The following is an 18,541-nucleotide window of genomic DNA, read 5'->3' as shown; positions in this document are numbered from 1 at the left end:
GAAAGCAAATGGTAACTGAGGAAATCTATAAACCGAAACACCATATTCGTTTCGTGACGGCATCTAGTTTATTCGACGGGCATGACGCATCGATCAATATCATGCGCAGAATATTACAAGCAACCGGAGCGGAAGTTATTCATCTCGGACATAATCGATCTGTTGAAGAAGTTGTAAACGCTGCCATTCAAGAGGATGTGCAAGGAATCGCGATGTCCTCCTACCAAGGTGGTCATGTGGAGTATTTCAAATACATGCATGACTTGCTGAAGGAAAGAGGCGCTTCCCATATTAAAATATTCGGCGGTGGTGGAGGAGTCATCATCCCAAAGGAAATCAAAGAATTGCATGAATACGGCATCGAATGGATCTTTTCACCGGAAGACGGTCGGAAACTAGGTCTACAAGGCATGATCAATAAAATCATGGAACTATCGGATTTCTCCACGACTCCCGAAAGCGAAGAGGCCAACCTCGAACAACTGACAGCGGAAACGCCAGGTATCCTAGCGAATTTAATCACGTACGTAGAAGAAAATCATTTGAACAAAGACGAAGCGACGAAGCAATTACTCGATCGTGCACGCGCCATGTCCAAACAAACGCCAGTGCTAGGGATCACAGGTACAGGTGGAGCAGGTAAAAGTTCATTGACGGATGAATTAATACGTCGTTTCTTGCGTGAGTTCCCGGACAAAAGAGTAGCCATCCTTTCCGTAGATCCAACGAAGCAAAAAACGGGTGGAGCGTTACTTGGCGACCGGATTCGTATGAATGCGATCTTTAATAATCGTGTCTACATGCGCAGTCTGGCAACACGCGGATCACGTTCAGAGCTAACAACGGCTATCCATGACGTACTTGATGTCACAAAAGCAGCTGGCTATGACTTGATTATTGTAGAGACGAGCGGAATTGGGCAAGGGGATGCACGTATTACGGATGTCTCCGACGTGTCGATGTACGTGATGACCAGTGAATTTGGTGCGCCGACACAGCTTGAAAAAATTGATATGATCGACTTTGCTGACTTAATTGTGATCAATAAATTTGAGCGAAAAGGTTCGGAAGATGCATTGATCCAAGTACGCAAACAATATCAACGTAGCCATTTGCTATTTGATCATGATCTTGAAACGATGCCTGTATATGGCACAATTGCGAGCCAGTTTAACGATAAAGGTACCAACACACTTTTTGCAGCGCTTGTTGAAAAACTTAATAACGCAACGGATTCTGATTGGACGACAAGTTACACAGAATTCGTGACGAATCAAAAGCAAACCGTGATTATTCCGCCTGACCGTAGCCACTACTTACGTGAAATCGCGTCGACGATTCGTAATTACCATGCGAAATCCAAACAGCAAGCAGAACTGGCACGTCGCGTGTTCCAACTAGAAGGTGCGATCGAAGCTGTGAAAGAGGCAGACTCTAACGAAGCATTACTAGAGTCATTGAATAGCTTGAAAGAAGGCGTTGAAGAGCAATTAACAGGTGAATCGAAGCGTGCTTTGAAAAACTGGGGGCCTTTGAAAGAGTCTTACGAGCAGGATGAATATGTGGTGAAAATACGCGATAAAGAAATCCGTACGACGCTCAATACTGTCAGTCTATCTGGCTTAAAGGTTCCGAAAGTAGTGTTGCCGCTATACAAAGATTATGGTGAAATCCTACGCTTTGTATACAGCGAGAACGTTCCGGGTTCATTCCCGTACACTGGAGGCGTCTTCCCGTTCAAACGCGAAGGCGAGGATCCGCGCCGTCAATTCGCGGGGGAAGGGACACCTGAACGTACAAATCGTCGTTTCCACTATGTATCAAAAGATGATGACGCAAAACGTTTATCCACAGCGTTTGACTCTGTGACATTATACGGAGAAGATCCTGACGAGCGTCCTGATATTTACGGAAAAGTTGGCGAATCTGGCGTGAGTATTTGTACACTTGAAGATATGAAGAAGCTCTATGACGGCTTTGATCTCTGCTCGCCTACGACGTCTGTGTCTATGACAATCAATGGACCGGCACCGATTATCCTAGCGATGTTCATGAATGCAGCAGTCGATCAGCAAGTACGTAAAAAAGAACAAGAACTTGGTCGGACACTTTCTGTCGAAGAGTTCACTGAAGTTCGTGAAATGACATGCCAAACGGTCCGTGGAACAGTACAGGCGGATATTTTGAAAGAAGACCAAGGGCAAAATACCTGTATTTTCTCTACAGAATTTGCATTACGTCTGATGGGTGATATCCAACAGTACTTCATTGATAAAAAAGTTCGTAATTACTATTCCGTATCGATTTCTGGCTATCATATCGCAGAAGCGGGATCGAATCCGATTTCACAACTTGCGTTCACACTCGCAAACGGCTTCACGTATGTGGAATATTACTTGAGCCGCGGCATGCATATCGACGACTTTGCACCGAACCTGTCGTTCTTCTTCTCCAATGGTCTTGATCCAGAGTATACGGTAATTGGTCGCGTGGCACGTCGAATTTGGGCGATTACGATGCGTGACAAATACGGAGCGAATGAACGCAGCCAAAAGTTGAAATACCATATCCAAACATCTGGCCGTAGTTTGCATGCTCAAGAAATTGATTTCAACGACATTCGCACGACATTGCAGGCATTGATGGCGTTGCAAGATAACTGTAACTCGCTCCATACGAATGCATACGACGAAGCCATTACGACACCGACAGAAGAATCTGTTCGTCGTGCGATGGCGATCCAGATGATCATCATGAAAGAACATGGCTTGTCGAAAAACGAAAATCCGCTTCAAGGGGCTTACATTATAGAAGAAATGACAAGTCTCGTAGAAGAAGCGGTATTACAAGAATTCGATCGACTGAACGACCGTGGCGGTGTACTTGGCTCTATGGAGACGCAGTACCAGCGTGGCAAGATCCAGGAAGAATCGATGTATTATGAAATGAAAAAGCACTCAGGGGAGCTATCGATCATCGGCGTCAATACCTACTTGAATCCGAATCCGCCTTCTGAGGAAGATATCGATAATATGGAGTTGGCACGTGCGACACAACAAGAAAAAGAGTCCCAAATTACCAACTTGCGCGCATTCCAAGCAAAGCATGCCGACGAAGCAGGGCAAGCGCTAGCGGATCTTCAGGAAGTAGCAATTACGGGAGGTAATGTATTCGCTGAGTTGATGAAGACTGTGCGAGTAGCGAGTCTCGGACAAATTACGAACGCACTGTACGAAGTAGGCGGGCAGTACCGCCGTAATATGTAACACATCTCAAGAGGGGATGTCACAGAAGCCATCACTTCTGGCGGCATCCTCTTTTTGCGATGGGCTAGTGCGTGGGATTGCAACTCCAGCTGGGGACGCATTCCAGAGGGCCCGCGGTGAACCAACTGTTCGCTGCAATCCTTACTTAGAGAGTGGTAGGACGTAGAATATTCACTGGCTATGGAGTGTTAATTATTGTTGTCTTTGGACATATTTTAGGTCAAGTGCTGAATAGATTATGAGACTGGTTTTGGTGGGTGACAATATGTATTACTCACTGCTGTTAGTCTGTCAATTCGTAATGTCTCTGACGATAGTTAAGTTTAAGGCCAGAGTGAGTATGAACGATAGGTACTAAGCCAATACAAGCGCAGCTTCAGTGAGTAACAATAAGTGGCATCCACTCTCATTGCAAGGGATTGGCGCGTAGGAGGGGCGACTCCTGGAGGATCAGTTCGACAGGTGAGACAACCAAGGGAGCTTGCGACTGGTTGGCTCACCGCGGACCCTCAGGAAAGCGTCCCCTCTGAAGCGCCAATCCCCTACCGAACACTAATGCCAGCCACTCTATTTCAAGTATCCTATAAACCCCACCCTTGCATAAAATCTATTCCCCATCAAAGTGGATAATTTAGTAAGTTAGTCAGTATAATAAGAACAACAAAGAAAAGGGACGTGCTGAATGTGAGATGGTACTATCATGCAATCATAATAGCTCTCTTAATTACACTCACACTCATCCTCTACAGCAGCGGACTCGGCGTAATCCCTTTCACCTTTACGGCGGTCTACCTGGGGTATTTGACCATTACGGAGTATATAAATATAAAGAGAAGTAAAAGAATGTAGCATATTGGTAGAAATAACGTATATAATGTACACTATGCTTATATGCTACAAGATAATAAACGTCGATCGGCCAAATCAGTAACTGACTTGGTCGGTTCTGCGTGTGATTGATAGAAGAAAGGACGTGCCATACATTGAATATCCATGACATGACAAAAGAAGAACTTTTGGAAGAATCGTTAATCAACATCACTCATCAGGTGCTGACCGAACGACGTGAATCTCTCACGTTGGCGGAATTGATGGAAGAGTTCCGTAAACTTACAGGTATTACCGAGAACGAATTAAAAGCGAAACTCCTTCAATTCTATACAGACCTGAACATCGATGGCAGATTCCTAGCGATCCAGGACAACCGTTGGGGCTTACGCGAATGGTATCCAGTTGATCAGATCGAAGAAGAAACTGCACCTGTCGTGAAAGTGCGCAAGAAGAAAAAGAAGAAAAAAGATTATGACGAAGATGACATCGAAGACGAAGATGATGACGAAGAAGAAATTTTCGATGAAGAATACGTTGAACTTGGCGAAGAAGATGACGCTGACGACGAAGAAGAGGAAGAAGAAGAGGAAGTAGTCGAAATCGATGAAGATTTAATCGATCCTGATGATGACCTGGAAGTTATTCCTGAAGTAGAACTCGATATCGATGAAGACGATGAAGAGGAAGAGGATGAAGAAGAGTACGAGGAAGAGTAATAATTGGCTTGACTTTTAGTGCCCAAAAATATAAGATTTGGATGGGCTCCTGAAAAGGACACATTAATTCGTGTATACGCGCTCCTTATTGTAGTTACGCTACAAACGGGGCGCTTTTTTGATTTTATATCGACCCTAATAATTTGGAAAAAGAATAAATGGAGGCACTACACATGACAAAATATATTTTTATTACAGGCGGCGTCGTCTCTTCTTTAGGTAAAGGTATCAACGCGGCATCACTCGGACGTTTACTTAAGAACCGCGGTTTAAAAGTTACGAACCAAAAATTTGATCCATATATTAATATCGACCCACGCATGATGAGTCCGTATCAGCACGGGGAAGTTTTCGTAACGGAAGACGGAGCGGAAACGGATCTGGACATCGGTCACTACGAGCGTTTTATTGACATAGAATGTAACCGTTACTCCAACGTAACAATGGGAAAAGTGTATGATCTTGTGTTACGCAAAGAACGCGCTGGTGAATACAATGGGGCAACAGTTCAGGTAATCCCGCATATTACTAACGAAATTAAAGAATTGATCAAACGTGCAGGTCAAACATTGAACGCAGATGTCGTAATTACAGAAATTGGTGGAAGTGTAGGAGATATCGAATCATTGCCATATCTCGAAGCCATTCGTCAGTTGAAAACGGATCTGGCGAAAGATGACGTAATGTACATCCACAACACACTCATTCCATATCTACATGCAGCTGGTGAAATGAAAACGAAGCCGACACAGCACAGTGTAAAGGAATTGCGTAGTCTAGGAATTCAGCCGAACATGATCGTCGTGCGAAGCGAGTATCCTGTACCACAAGAAATGAAGGACAAGATTGCCTTATTCTGTAACATCAAGCCAGAAGAAGTGATTGAAGCACTTGATGCAGAAACTCTATATGAAGTACCTCTTCGTTTGCATGAACAAAACATGGATCAGCTAGTCGTCGATTACTTAGGTCTTGAAACACCCCAGCCTGAACTTTCTGAAGTGAAAGACCTAGTGAAGTTGGTTAAGTCACTAAAAGAAAAAGTAACAATCGGTTTAGTTGGGAAGTATGTAGAATTACAAGATGCATACATTTCAGCGGTTGAAGCTATGCGTCACGCTGGATACGCATTCGATGCAGATATCGATATTAAGTGGATCAACTCGGCAGATGTGACTTCTGAAAATGTAGCAGAACTTCTTTGTGACGTGGACGGTATTCTGGTACCGGGTGGCTTCGGAGATCGTGCAATTGACGGTAAAATTGAAGCAATCACGTATGCACGTGAACAGAAGATTCCATTCTTTGGTATCAGTTTAGGTTTGCAGTTAGCAGCTACTGAAATTGCACGTAACGTCATCGGTCTGAAAACGGCTCATTCACTAGAGTTTGACACAGAGACTGAGCATCAGATTACGACTTTCCATCCGGATTGCCGTACAGCACGCGAAGCAGATAGTACATTGCGTCTAGGTGCTTATCCATGTAAAGTAGCTGAAAACACGAAGGCTTTCGCTGCATATGGCGAGGAGTTAGTGTACGAGCGTCATCGCCACCGTTATGAAATGAACTTGGCATATCGTGCGCAGTTGGAAGAGGCAGGGTTCATCGTTTCTGGAATTAGCCCGGACGGTCGCTTGATCGAAATTATGGAGATGCAAGATCATCCATACTTCGTTGCTTGCCAGTTCCATCCGGAATTCGCTTCCCGCCCAAATCGTCCATCTCCACTGATCCGCGACTTTATCCGCGCGGCGCTTGAGCATAAAAACTAAAAAACAATGCCCACAGAAGACTTTTCTTCTGTGGGCATTTTTGACTTTATATATGACTGGAGATAAGAAAGTGTAGTGAGTGCATGGGATTTCCGCTCCAGAACGCGTCCGCCTAGAGCGCAAATCCCTATCCCGACACTATTACCAGCCTACCCCAAGTCACAGCTCGTCTTCTTCATCCGCCAACATATCATCGATCGAAAGCTTTACTGCCTCATAGACAAACAACGCAGCGAGCGCGTGGGGTTGTACGATTCTTTCGCCTGTAGCACCTGGAATCAGGCCCTTTTTCAAACCTGTCGAAATATACGTATAGGCAAGAGAAGCGAGTTCATTGTCATCATCTTCTTTATCTGCAGCCAACACAGCGAACGGAACGAATTGATCTGCTAGCTTCTGTGCCAACTCAAGCGCGACGGGATGATCTGCCTTTCGCACAAGCAACCATACGCGATCCGCTGTCGTCAGCTCCAGCTCTTTTGTGTAACGAATAGCCCCATCTAACGTTTCGACACCGTCCAGTGCAGTCGCAGTAACAGCTTCTAATTCATCAAAAGCTGCTAAGATGATTCGTCCTTCGCCTACTAACGCTTGGGCCAATAAACGAGCAGTTTCTTCTATCGACTCTTCTTGTCCTTCTGCGATTCTCTCCAGAAGACCTCTAATTTGTGTCGTCAATATTTTCATATAAATCCCTCCAAAAGCTCAGTATAGGTGACAGAAGAAAGAAGTGCAAAAAAAGTTGACGAAAAAATAGAGGAATTGTTGGAATTTTCTTGAATAATATGACATAGACAAATAGAATAGAGAAATAATTAAAATTAGTTTATACTGATCATAATAGTAGGATTAAATTGACCGCGTAAAATCAAACGTGTGAAATTAGGGGATAGGAGTTGTATGGATGAATGAAGCATTTATTAATTGTAGATGACCAACCAGGGATTCGATTATTACTGGAGGAAATCTTCAAACCAACAGGAATAATGACAGCGCTTGCATCAAATGGAAAAGAAGCGTTAGAAATAGTTCAGAAACATAATCCAGACTGTATTTTACTCGATATGAAAATGCCGGGTATGAATGGCGTCGAAGTATTACGGGAAATCCGAACCCTCTCGCCTGACGCAATTGTCATGATGATGACGGCGTACAGTGAAATAGAATTACTTGAAGATGCCGATAAACTTGGTATTGATCAGCACTTTACCAAGCCGTTTGATATATTCGAAGTGCGTGATAGCATCTTAAAAAGGTTGGGATTACTAGACGTCTGATAGTAGTAATCAGCGCATGAATTTGATATGCTAGTGGATAGAAATTAATATAATGAAAACTCATAAAAATTCGTGGGAAACTCAAGGAGGAATTTTACATGCCACTGGTCTCGATGAAGGAAATGATGATTCAAGGTAAAGAGCAAGGATATGCAATCGGTCAATTTAACCTGAATAACCTGGAATATACGCAAGCGATCTTACAAGCTGCTGAAGAAGAGAAATCACCCGTTATTTTAGGTGTTTCAGAAGGCGCTGCTCGTTATATGGGCGGATTCAAAACAGTCGTTATGATGGTCAAAGGATTAATGGAAGACTACGGTACAACTGTGCCGGTAGCAATTCATTTGGATCACGGTTCTAGCTTTGAGAAGTGTAAAGAAGCGATCGAAGCAGGATTTACGTCTGTTATGATTGATGCATCTTCTAAGCCACTTGAAGAAAACATTGAAATCACGAAGAAAGTGGTAGATTTCGCAAAGCAACATAATGTATCGGTAGAAGCTGAACTTGGCGTAGTAGGCGGTCAGGAAGATGACGTGATTGCAGACGGCGTTATTTATGCAGATCCAGCTGAATGTAGAGAGCTTGTAGCTCAGACGGGTATCGACTGTCTAGCACCTGCACTTGGTTCTGTACATGGTCCGTATAAAGGCGAACCGAATCTTGGATTTGAAGAAATGGAAGAAATCTCTAAGCAAGGAGATATTCCACTCGTGTTGCACGGCGGTACTGGAATTCCAACGAAGGATATTCAACGTGCTATTTCACTTGGCACATCCAAAATCAACGTCAACACAGAAAATCAAATTCAAGGCACAAAAGCTGTACGCGACATCTTAAACGAAGATTCCGAAGTCTATGATCCACGTAAGTACCTTGGACCAATGCGCGAAGCGATTAAAGCAACAGTAATCGGCAAAATGCGCGAGTTCGGTAGTTCAAAGCAAGCGTAATTACAGAGTTTCGATAGAACAAAGGAGGAGCGCACTACGTCTCCTTCTTTTGCTTTTTAGCTAAATGAATAAACCACAACTAGGAGGACAACACACGTGAAATTTTTTATTGATACAGCCAATTTTGAGGAAATTAAAGAAGCGCATAGCTGGGGGATCATCTCTGGTGTCACAACCAACCCATCGCTTGTTGCGAAAGAAAATATTTCATTCCATGAGCGCTTGAAAGAAATTACGGCACTCGTACCCGGTTCTGTCAGTGCGGAAGTAATCGCTCTGGATGCAGAAGGTATGATTGAAGAAGGGCGTAAACTTGCAGCACTTGCAGAAAACATCACGGTGAAATTACCGATGACACCTGAAGGGTTGAAAGCTTGTTCTGTATTTGCGTCAGAAGGTATCAAAACGAACGTCACGCTCATTTTCAGTGCCAATCAAGCCTTGCTTGCAGCTCGCGCAGGCGCGACATACGTTTCACCATTTATCGGACGTTTAGACGACATTGGCCAAAATGGTGTCGAATTAATTGAAACTATCTCGGATATCTTTACAATTCACGACGTAGATACACAAATCATCGCAGCTTCTATCAGACATCCACAGCATATTACAGCTGCCGCACTTGCAGGAGCGCATATTGCAACGACTCCATTCAACGTACTGCAAAGTCTGTTTGCACACCCATTGACAACTAAAGGAATCGACCAGTTTTTGAAGGACTGGGAAACCAGAGCGAATAAGTGATAGAACAAAAGGAGCTTGAAATGGACGTTTATAAAATCAAAGGGGGAAAACGACTGCAAGGAACGATCAGAGTGAGCGGAGCGAAGAACAGCGCAGTGGCACTTATTCCCGCTGCTATTCTAGCTGACTCACCTGTTACAATTGCAGGTCTTCCCGAAATTTCAGATGTCTATACATTGCAGGCGCTCGTCGAAGAAATCGGCGGCAAAGTAGAAATGAAAGATGGCACGATGATCATCGATCCAACTGAAATCATTTCTATGCCATTGCCTAACGGTAACGTAAAAAAACTTCGTGCATCCTACTATATGATGGGAGCGATGCTTGGCAAGTTTAAGCACGCAGTCATCGGGTTACCTGGAGGTTGTCACTTGGGTCCACGCCCGATAGATCAACATATAAAGGGCTTTGAAGCACTTGGCGCAAAAGTCGAAAATGAACATGGCGCTATTTATTTGCGTGCAGATGAACTTCATGGCGCGAAAATTTATTTAGACGTCGTCAGCGTGGGGGCTACGATTAATATCATGCTGGCCGCAGTTAAAGCAAAAGGCAAAACGATTATTGAAAACGCAGCGAAAGAACCTGAAATTATTGATGTCGCGACTTTGCTTTCCAATATGGGCGCGAATATTAAAGGTGCAGGAACGAACGTTATTCGTATCGAAGGCGTAGAAACATTGCATGGTACGAAACACACAATCATTCCAGACCGCATTGAAACAGGCACACATATGATCATGGCGGCTGCAATTGGTGATGGTGTCACAATCGATAACGTCATTCCGTTGCACGTTGAAGCCGTAACAGCAAAACTTCGTGAAATGGGCGTGAAAGTAGAAGTCGGTGAAGAACAGATCTACATTCCGAAAACCGAAAAACTTCACGCTGTCGATGTGAAAACTCTCGTGTATCCAGGATTCCCAACAGACTTGCAGCAACCATTTGGTGTTTTGTCGACACAGGCAGAAGGTTCATCCATCCTGACAGACACAATCTATCCAGCGCGCTTTAAACAAATCGATGAGCTTCGTCGAATGAATGCGGACGGTAGAGTAGAAGGTCGATCAGCTATCATAACAGGACCAACTGAATTGCAAGCTGCAACGGTTGAAGCTACAGATTTACGAGCGGGAGCCGCGCTATTGATCGCGGGATTATTAGCAAGCGGAGAAACAGAGATTCATGCAATTGAACATATTGAACGGGGCTATGGCGATATTATTGAGAAGTTGCAACATCTCGGTGCCGATATCAATAAAGTGAACGTGCTCACTCCATCTTCAATTTCTGAGTGACGCTAATTGCCAAAACGTGTATAATGGACTCAAACGACACATCCATTACTTAGAAAGTAGCCGATGGATGCGGACGTAGGCAAATGAAAGGTAATACGCATGTACGCGCTTACCGCAAACAGGAGGAACAAAACATTATGGAACGTAGTTTATCAATGGAATTAGTACGTGTAACAGAGGCGGCAGCCGTTGCGGCAGCTCGCTGGATGGGACGCGGTTTGAAGAACGAAGCAGATGACGCAGCGACAGAAGCAATGCGTACAGTATTCGATACAATTCCTATGGAAGGTGTAGTCGTTATCGGTGAAGGTGAAATGGACGAAGCGCCTATGCTATATATCGGTGAAGAGCTTGGAACAGGCCACGGACCTGCTGTAGATATCGCTGTTGATCCAGTTGAAGGTACAAATATTGTAGCAGCAGGTGGATGGAATGCGCTAGCTGTTCTAGCAGTTGCAGATAAAGGCAACTTACTAAATGCACCGGATATGTACATGGACAAAATCGCAGTAGGACCTGAAGCGGTAGGTAAAATTGATATCGACGCAAGTGTTACAGATAACTTGAAGGCTGTAGCAAAAGCGAAAAATAAATCAGTATCTGACCTAGTGGCATCTGTTTTGAATCGTGAACGTCACGCAGCAATCATTGAAGAGATTCGTGAAGCGGGTGCGCGTATCAAATTGATCGAAGATGGCGACGTTGCAGCCGCTATTAACACGGCTTTCGATGATACAGGCGTAGATATTTTATTCGGAAGAGGCGGTGCTCCTGAAGGGGTAATCGCGGCGGTCGGATTGAAATGTCTAGGCGGAGAAATCCAAGGACGTCTCGTTCCTTCTAATGATGAAGAGAGAGAACGTTGCATGAAAATGGGCATCGACGTGGACAAAGTTCTGATGATGGACGATTTGGTAAAAGGTGACGACTGTATTTTCGCAGCAACTGGCGTAACAGACGGCGAATTGATGGATGGCGTGCAGTTTAAAGGTGCATACTGCCGAACTCAGTCGATCGTTATGCGCTCGAAATCAGGAACTATTCGTTTCGTAGAAGGTCGCCACAGCATGAAGAAAAAACCTCTTCTCGTAATGCAAAACTAACTCCCTCAATACCCGGTGTCACAACCGGGTTCCTATTTCCTAAAACTATCTAGATCCATAATGTCCGGCTACTGAAGGAAAGGAAGTACATTACGTACTCTCCTTTCTATTTACTGTGCCAAATTTTCTATACAATAAATGAAGAGTGGTGTACGCATAGATGACAATGATTACCCTCGCGGACCTCGAGAATATGACGCTCAAAGAGCTTTACTCTCTGGCGAAGCAGTTTAAGATTACCAACTATAGCAAACTGACAAAGAAAGAATTGGTCTTCGCTATATTAAAATCTCGCGCTGAACAAGAAGGTTTCTTCTTCATGGAAGGCGTCCTCGAAATTATTCAAACGGAAGGATACGGATTCCTACGTCCTATTAATTACTCATCCAGTTCGGAAGATATCTACATCTCCGCATCTCAAATCCGTCGTTTTGATCTACGTAACGGTGACAAAGTAACAGGTAAAGTCCGTCCACCAAAAGAAAACGAACGTTTCTATGGTTTACTACAAGTGGAAGCAGTCAACGGGCAAAATCCAGAAGTCGCACGCGAACGCGTTCATTTCCCGGCATTAACACCTTTGTATCCAGACCGTCAAATTAATTTGGAAACATCAAAGAACAATGTTTCCACACGCATCATGGACCTTGTCTCTCCAGTCGGATTTGGTCAGCGTGGATTAATCGTCGCTCCCCCGAAAGCCGGAAAAACGATGTTGTTGAAAGAAATCGCCAATTCAATCACAACAAACCATCCTGACGCGGAACTCATTGTACTACTGATCGACGAACGTCCAGAAGAAGTAACGGACATCGAACGTTCTGTTAAAGCAGACGTAGTCAGTTCCACATTCGATGAAGTGCCACAAAACCACGTCAAAGTGGCAGAACTCGTTCTCGAACGCGCAATGCGTCTTGTCGAAAGTAAACGTGACGTCATTATCTTAATGGACTCCATCACACGGCTAGCACGCGCATTCAACCTAGTCATCCCACCGAGCGGCCGAACACTGTCCGGAGGAATCGACCCAGCGGCCTTCCATCGACCAAAAAGATTCTTTGGTGCTGCACGTAACATCGAAGAAGGCGGGAGCTTAACCATCCTTGCAACAGCCCTAGTCGAAACCGGCTCGCGCATGGACGAAGTCATCTACGAAGAATTCAAAGGAACCGGCAACATGGAGCTACACCTAGACCGCAACCTAGCCGAACGCAGAATTTTCCCGGCACTCGACATCCGTCGCTCGGGCACGCGAAAAGAAGAACTACTCATTCCGAAAGACAACTTGGAAAAACTGTGGGCCATCAGAAAGACATTTTCAGATTCCCACGACTTCACCGAACGCTTCATGAAAAAATTGAGCCAGTCTGAAACCAATGAAGAATTTTTCAATAAGCTTAACGAAGAAATGAAAGCGAAAAAAGGTAAAGGACTTATCTGATTTACTAAGATTTAGGGTTTGGATTTTCTTGTTTTGTTCTTAATTAAATGTAAATGATTGATGTGCGTACTTACTAAGTAAAGATTGCAGCTATAGCGGTAATCCAACCCATAACCAAGTCCGCCAATCCCATTAAATATCCAAATCAAACAGTTGCACAACGTAGCGGATTTTGCTATACTAATCAAGTACAGTATTTCTGTACACCGCATATACGGCTGACAAACACGGGTCGTGTACGGCATCGATCGTTTTATTGACAACTGGTTAATAAAACATCCATAATTTCACACTCTGTTCCAGATGGTTCAGGGCGAAAGGAGAGATATCGATGAAAGCAGGAATTCATCCCAATTACAAACTTTCAACAGTAACTTGCTCATGTGGCAATACATTTGAAACAGGTTCTGTAAAAGAAGATATTCGAGTGGAAGTATGCTCAGAATGTCACCCATTCTATACTGGCCGTCAGAAGTTTGCTACTGCAGATGGACGAGTTGACCGTTTCAACAAAAAATACGGCATCAAGTCAGAAGGACAAGAGTAATAAAAGCCAGATACCCGTCAGGTGCAATCATGCCAGACGGGTATTTTTATTAATTTATTGCGTAGTTCCGCGATTGTAGAGGAGCTAATGCTGAACTTTTTTGCGTAAGTGCTCAATCTGTATGTCCACCCGCTCATAGTCGCACGTTAACCATTCTATCGCATCATCACCACATATACATAAGCACAACATCGAAAGGGGATTGACCATGTACGTTTCAATGCAAGGCGGCTGGATGGAAGTCATCTGCGGCAGTATGTTTTCAGGTAAATCGGAGGAACTCATTCGCCGCATTCGCCGGGCAGAATTTGCCAAACAAAAGATTGCGGTATTCAAACCGGCAATTGATGATCGGTATAGCGAGGAAGCAATTGTCAGCCACGACGGTGCATCCACTATCGCTAATCCTATTTCCAAGGCGAGTGAAATACCGAACCTCGTGTCAGATGATTTCGATGTGGTCGCCATTGATGAAGCTCAATTTTTCGACCAAGATATTATTGAGGTCGCGATCACACTCGCTGATCGCGGATTTCGCGTGATCATTGCAGGACTCGATCAAGACTTCAGAGGCGAACCGTTCGGACCGATGCCAGAATTAATGGCAGTGGCCGAACTGGTGACAAAACTCCAAGCGGTCTGTACCGTTTGTGGATCGCCTTCGAGCCGAACGCAACGATTAATAGATGGACAACCCGCATGCCAAGATGATCCAATCATTCTTGTCGGTGCATCCGAAGCATACGAACCACGTTGCCGCAAGCACCACGAAGTGCCCGTTAGTCGTGCGCAACATGTAAAATAAACATATTTCCGTCTATCCTTAAGCAACAAAGGATAGACGGTTCTGCTATATACTAGTATATACCCCATAATTTCAGAAGAGGTGAACCAACTATGTTCGATAGACTGCAGGCAGTGGAAGACCGTTATGATCGACTCAATGAATTACTTAGTGACCCGGAAATCGTCAATGATCTGGATAAATTACGGAACTATTCGAAAGAACAATCTGATTTACAAGACACGGTCGAAGTATACCGTGAATACAAAAATGTTTACACTCAATATAACGATGCGAAAGAAATGCAAGATGAGCCACTTGATGACGAAATGAAAGAATTAGTCAAAATGGAAATGGATGAACTCGAAGACCGTATCGAGTCTCTTGAAGAACAATTAAAAGTATTGCTGATTCCGAAAGATCCAAATGACAATAAAAGTGTCATCATGGAAATCCGTGGCGCTGCAGGTGGAGACGAAGCAGCATTATTTGCTAGTAGTTTATATCGTATGTATACACGCTACGCGGAAATGAATCATTGGAAAGTAGAAGTCATCGATTCATCACCGACTGAACTTGGCGGTTTTAAAGAAATTATCTTCATGATCGATGGCAAAGGTGCCTATTCCAAGTTAAAGTACGAAAATGGAGCGCACCGCGTGCAACGTGTACCGGAAACGGAATCGGGTGGGCGAACACATACGTCGACTGCTACCGTTGCGTGCTTGCCTGAAGCAGAAGAAGTAGAAATTGAAATTCATGATAAAGATATCCGTACCGATACATTCGCTTCATCGGGGCCGGGTGGACAATCCGTCAACACGACCATGTCTGCAGTGCGCCTTACGCATTTGCCGACGGGTACGACAGTATCGATTCAAGACGAAAAATCTCAAATTAAAAATAAAGAAAAAGCGATGAAAGTCTTGCGTGCGCGTGTCTACGATAAGTTTATGCAAGAAGTGCAAGCCGAATACGATGAAAAACGGAAAACTGCCGTTGGATCAGGGGATCGTTCAGAGCGTATTCGCACATACAACTTCCCGCAAAATCGTGTGACTGACCATCGAATCGGTTTGACCATTCAAAAACTCGATCAGATTATTGAAGGGAAATTGGATGAAGTAATCGATGCGTTGATTATTGAAGAACAAGCACACCGCTTGGAAAGTTTGGATCGCAATGACTAAGACTGTGCTTGAGTCTGTGCAACAAGCGCAGCAATTATTGCAGGAACGCGAAATGGACACGCATGCAGCTGAAATGGCGATGCGTTTTGTCGCAGGAATGAGTCAGGCTAATTATTTAGCCAGTTTTCGTGAACATATTTCGGTCGAAACGTCTTCACAATTCTGGGCAATCATCACGGAATTATTGACCGGTAAACCCATTCAATATATTCTCGGTGAAGAGTCATTTTACGGCTATTTATTTGAGGTCAATGAACACGTCCTGATTCCACGTCCTGAAACGGAAGAACTCGTCCATTATGCATTGCAACGAGCGAACCAATTATTCGGAGATCGAGTCATTCAAGTGGCGGATATTGGAACGGGAAGTGGGGCGATTGCTGTCGCCTTCAAAAAGGAACGACCGACTGCAAAAGTAACTGCCACTGATTTCAGTGAAGCGGCGCTTGAAGTCGCAGAACGCAATGCTGAGCGCAATGATGCAGATATCACTTTTTTGCAAGGGGATATGGAAGAACCGTTGAAATCGCAAAAATGGGATATCATCCTATCCAATCCGCCGTACATCGCGGATCATGAAAAATCTGTTATGTCACCAACTGTTTACGATTTCGAACCGCAAACTGCGCTGTTCGCCAAAGAGGAAGGTCTCTATTTTTATCGCAGACTAGCGGAAAAATTGTCGCCTCTGATGAATCATCCCGCGCTCATCGGTTTTGAAATCGGCTATCAGCAAGGAGCTATTGTACAAGAATACTTACAAAAATCCTTTCCGGAAGCGACAGTAGAAATCGTTCAGGATATCAATAAAAAAGATCGAATGATATTTTGTGAGATTCGATGAATAAAATCTCCTCCTACGGGTCAAGATAGAGTGCAGGAGGGGATGACATGTTACAAGATTATCCGATTAACCAACAACCGAATCAAACTTCGAAACTATTGGCGTTTATAGAATTTGTACTTATATTACTTACTATTCAAGCGGTGTTGCTTGTATTTGGTCAGCAGGCAGCTACAAGTGAAGCGACGCAATTTCGTATTCTCGCAAACTCTAATACTGTGGAAGATCAACAAGTGAAACGAGATGTGCAAGAAAAAATTGCGCCATTACTTGAGCAGGCGATCAATCAATCGACGAACGTGGAGCAAGTCAATGATAAACTTCAAATGTTAGAGCCAACGCTTCTTGCAATCGCGAAAGCAGAAGTGAATGGCGCGCATGTAACGCTTGAGCACAGTGCCGCAGTGATTCCGCCGAAACGGGTAGGGTATTTCATTCAGCCGCAAGACGTTTACGATGCCTATGTTGTGAAAATCGGAGCGGGTCGGGGCGATAATTGGTGGTGTTCATTGTTTCCGAATGTTTGCTTCCCTGAAGAAGCGACAGTGAGTGAAACAGAAGAACAAGAACCTGTTACATTCTTCGTTTGGGAGTGGATAAAGTCGCTGTTCAAATGAACATATTCACATTTATTGTGGATAAGATAGATAAAATGTGTATAAAGAGGGGTTGAGCAAGTGGACACTATGCGGGAAATAGTGGATAACCTAGTGGATAACGATAGAATCTATGAACAAGCTGTGGATATCCTGAATTCCGGGGGGATTGTTGCCTTTCCGACTGAAACAGTTTACGGATTGGGAGCCATTGCGACTGATGAGCAAGCAGTACAGCGGATCTTCGAAGCGAAAGGAAGACCTTCAGATAATCCGCTGATCGTACATATTGGGAACCAGTCAGACATTGAAAAATACGCAACCGATATCCCAGAAATTGCAAACATATTAATGAAAGCATTTTGGCCAGGACCATTGACGTTAATTATGAAGAAAAAGCCTGGGGTCATTGCAGATGTCGTCACGGCTGGACTTAGTACAGTAGCCATCCGCATGCCGGATCACCCGATAGCATTGGCCTTACTGCGCAAATTAGACCAGCCGTTAGCAGCACCGAGTGCAAATCGTAGCGGCAAGCCAAGCCCGACGGAAGCGGATCATGTCTTTCATGATTTAATTGGTAGAGTTCCGTTGATTTTGGATGGTGGAGAGACAGGGGTAGGCCTTGAATCCACCATTTTGGATATCACAGTTACACCGCCTGTCATTTTGCGTCCGGGCGGTATTACGAAAGAGCAGTTGGAGGATTTGATTGGCCCAGTCCATATGGCTGCGTTACCTGCAGATCAAACGTCAACACCACGTGCGCCGGGGATGAAATATGTCCATTACGCACCTGAAGCACCGCTGTTGATCATCGAGCCGAATGCGAATTCTATTGCCCATGCGCTAAAGACCATTCATCAACAAAATAAACGTGTCGCAATCATCGGACCGGATGAGTTATACACAGAACAAGCGGATTGGTACTTTTCCACAGGCTCCATCCATAATCGTGAAGCGATGGCATCAAGTCTTTATAAAGCGATTCGTCAATGCGACAATACAGAGGCAGATATGATTCTTGCCGTTGAGACTGATCATTCGGGTATCGGTGCAGCGTTTATGAATCGTCTAGATAAAGCATCAGACGGCAAGCGTTTCACCGAATAACATTTCGCTAATGATGAATAGCCTCCTTCAGCAACCGCATAGGATGAGTAGATGCGAGAC

16 protein-coding genes are annotated in these 18,541 nt (G+C 44.3%); 15 read left to right on the top strand and 1 reads right to left on the bottom strand.

Going from position 1 to position 18,541, the window contains the following annotated elements; all coding sequences use genetic code 11:
- The first annotated feature begins 8 nt into the window (after positions 1-8).
- The 3 genes from icmF to CSV75_RS08940 all read left to right on the top strand — a co-directional run bounded on the left by icmF (position 9) and on the right by CSV75_RS08940 (position 6,588).
- Complete coding sequence (gene icmF / locus CSV75_RS08950) at positions 9-3,266, top strand: fused isobutyryl-CoA mutase/GTPase IcmF (RefSeq protein ID WP_099675563.1); 3,258 nt, start codon at positions 9-11, stop codon at positions 3,264-3,266.
- Positions 3,267-4,249: 983 nt separating this feature from the next.
- Positions 4,250-4,813 (top strand): DNA-directed RNA polymerase subunit delta, encoded by a 564-nt coding sequence (rpoE, locus tag CSV75_RS08945; protein WP_199171334.1) that lies wholly within the window; start codon positions 4,250-4,252, stop codon positions 4,811-4,813.
- A 173-nt stretch (positions 4,814-4,986) separates the two neighbouring features.
- A complete protein-coding gene (locus CSV75_RS08940; protein WP_099675562.1) occupies positions 4,987-6,588 on the top strand; it encodes a CTP synthase in 1,602 nt (533 codons plus the stop codon).
- 159 nt (positions 6,589-6,747) lie between these two features.
- On the opposite strand, the gene CSV75_RS08935 is transcribed toward CSV75_RS08940, so the two are convergent.
- The gene (locus CSV75_RS08935) at positions 6,748-7,275 is read right to left on the bottom strand and encodes a DUF2529 family protein (RefSeq protein ID WP_099675561.1); all 528 of its coding nucleotides are present in this window, start codon (positions 7,273-7,275) and stop codon (positions 6,748-6,750) included.
- A 221-nt stretch (positions 7,276-7,496) separates the two neighbouring features.
- Here CSV75_RS08935 and CSV75_RS08930 point away from each other — a divergent pair, with 221 nt between their 5' ends.
- The 12 genes from CSV75_RS08930 to CSV75_RS08875 all read left to right on the top strand — a co-directional run bounded on the left by CSV75_RS08930 (position 7,497) and on the right by CSV75_RS08875 (position 18,481).
- Complete coding sequence (locus tag CSV75_RS08930; RefSeq protein WP_099675560.1) at positions 7,497-7,865, top strand: response regulator; 369 nt, start codon at positions 7,497-7,499, stop codon at positions 7,863-7,865.
- A 98-nt stretch (positions 7,866-7,963) separates the two neighbouring features.
- Positions 7,964-8,821, top strand: coding sequence for a class II fructose-bisphosphate aldolase (locus CSV75_RS08925; RefSeq protein WP_099675559.1), 858 nt, complete (start codon positions 7,964-7,966; stop codon positions 8,819-8,821).
- 96 nt (positions 8,822-8,917) lie between these two features.
- On the top strand, positions 8,918-9,565 hold the full coding sequence (gene fsa, locus CSV75_RS08920; protein WP_099672270.1) for a fructose-6-phosphate aldolase: 648 nt from the start codon (positions 8,918-8,920) through the stop codon (positions 9,563-9,565).
- Positions 9,566-9,585: 20 nt separating this feature from the next.
- Positions 9,586-10,863: a UDP-N-acetylglucosamine 1-carboxyvinyltransferase gene (locus CSV75_RS08915; protein WP_099637591.1), complete on the top strand. Its 1,278-nt coding sequence runs from the start codon at positions 9,586-9,588 to the stop codon at positions 10,861-10,863.
- 137 nt (positions 10,864-11,000) lie between these two features.
- Positions 11,001-11,966, top strand: coding sequence for a class II fructose-bisphosphatase (gene glpX, locus CSV75_RS08910; protein ID WP_099631241.1), 966 nt, complete (start codon positions 11,001-11,003; stop codon positions 11,964-11,966).
- A 160-nt stretch (positions 11,967-12,126) separates the two neighbouring features.
- On the top strand, positions 12,127-13,407 hold the full coding sequence (gene rho, locus CSV75_RS08905; protein ID WP_099631242.1) for a transcription termination factor Rho: 1,281 nt from the start codon (positions 12,127-12,129) through the stop codon (positions 13,405-13,407).
- A 331-nt stretch (positions 13,408-13,738) separates the two neighbouring features.
- The gene (gene rpmE, locus CSV75_RS08900) at positions 13,739-13,954 is read left to right on the top strand and encodes a 50S ribosomal protein L31 (protein ID WP_099631243.1); all 216 of its coding nucleotides are present in this window, start codon (positions 13,739-13,741) and stop codon (positions 13,952-13,954) included.
- A 208-nt stretch (positions 13,955-14,162) separates the two neighbouring features.
- The gene (locus CSV75_RS08895) at positions 14,163-14,759 is read left to right on the top strand and encodes a thymidine kinase (RefSeq protein WP_099631244.1); all 597 of its coding nucleotides are present in this window, start codon (positions 14,163-14,165) and stop codon (positions 14,757-14,759) included.
- 92 nt (positions 14,760-14,851) lie between these two features.
- Complete coding sequence (prfA, locus tag CSV75_RS08890; protein ID WP_099631245.1) at positions 14,852-15,928, top strand: peptide chain release factor 1; 1,077 nt, start codon at positions 14,852-14,854, stop codon at positions 15,926-15,928.
- Positions 15,921-16,772: a peptide chain release factor N(5)-glutamine methyltransferase gene (gene prmC / locus CSV75_RS08885; protein ID WP_099675558.1), complete on the top strand. Its 852-nt coding sequence runs from the start codon at positions 15,921-15,923 to the stop codon at positions 16,770-16,772. Before prfA ends, prmC begins: the two co-directional genes overlap by 8 nt.
- Before the next feature lie 47 nt (positions 16,773-16,819).
- Positions 16,820-17,389 (top strand): stage II sporulation protein R, encoded by a 570-nt coding sequence (locus tag CSV75_RS08880; RefSeq protein ID WP_099675557.1) that lies wholly within the window; start codon positions 16,820-16,822, stop codon positions 17,387-17,389.
- Positions 17,390-17,449: 60 nt separating this feature from the next.
- Positions 17,450-18,481, top strand: a complete 1,032-nt coding sequence (locus CSV75_RS08875) for an L-threonylcarbamoyladenylate synthase (protein ID WP_199171333.1) — start codon at positions 17,450-17,452, stop codon at positions 18,479-18,481.
- The last annotated feature ends 60 nt before the right edge of the window (positions 18,482-18,541 follow it).

This window comes from Sporosarcina sp. P18a (assembly GCF_002743135.1).
Classification (GTDB): Bacteria; Bacillota; Bacilli; order Bacillales_A; family Planococcaceae; genus Sporosarcina.
The sequence above is the reverse complement of the archived record's forward strand: the minus strand, read 5'-3'. Positions and strand labels throughout refer to the sequence as shown.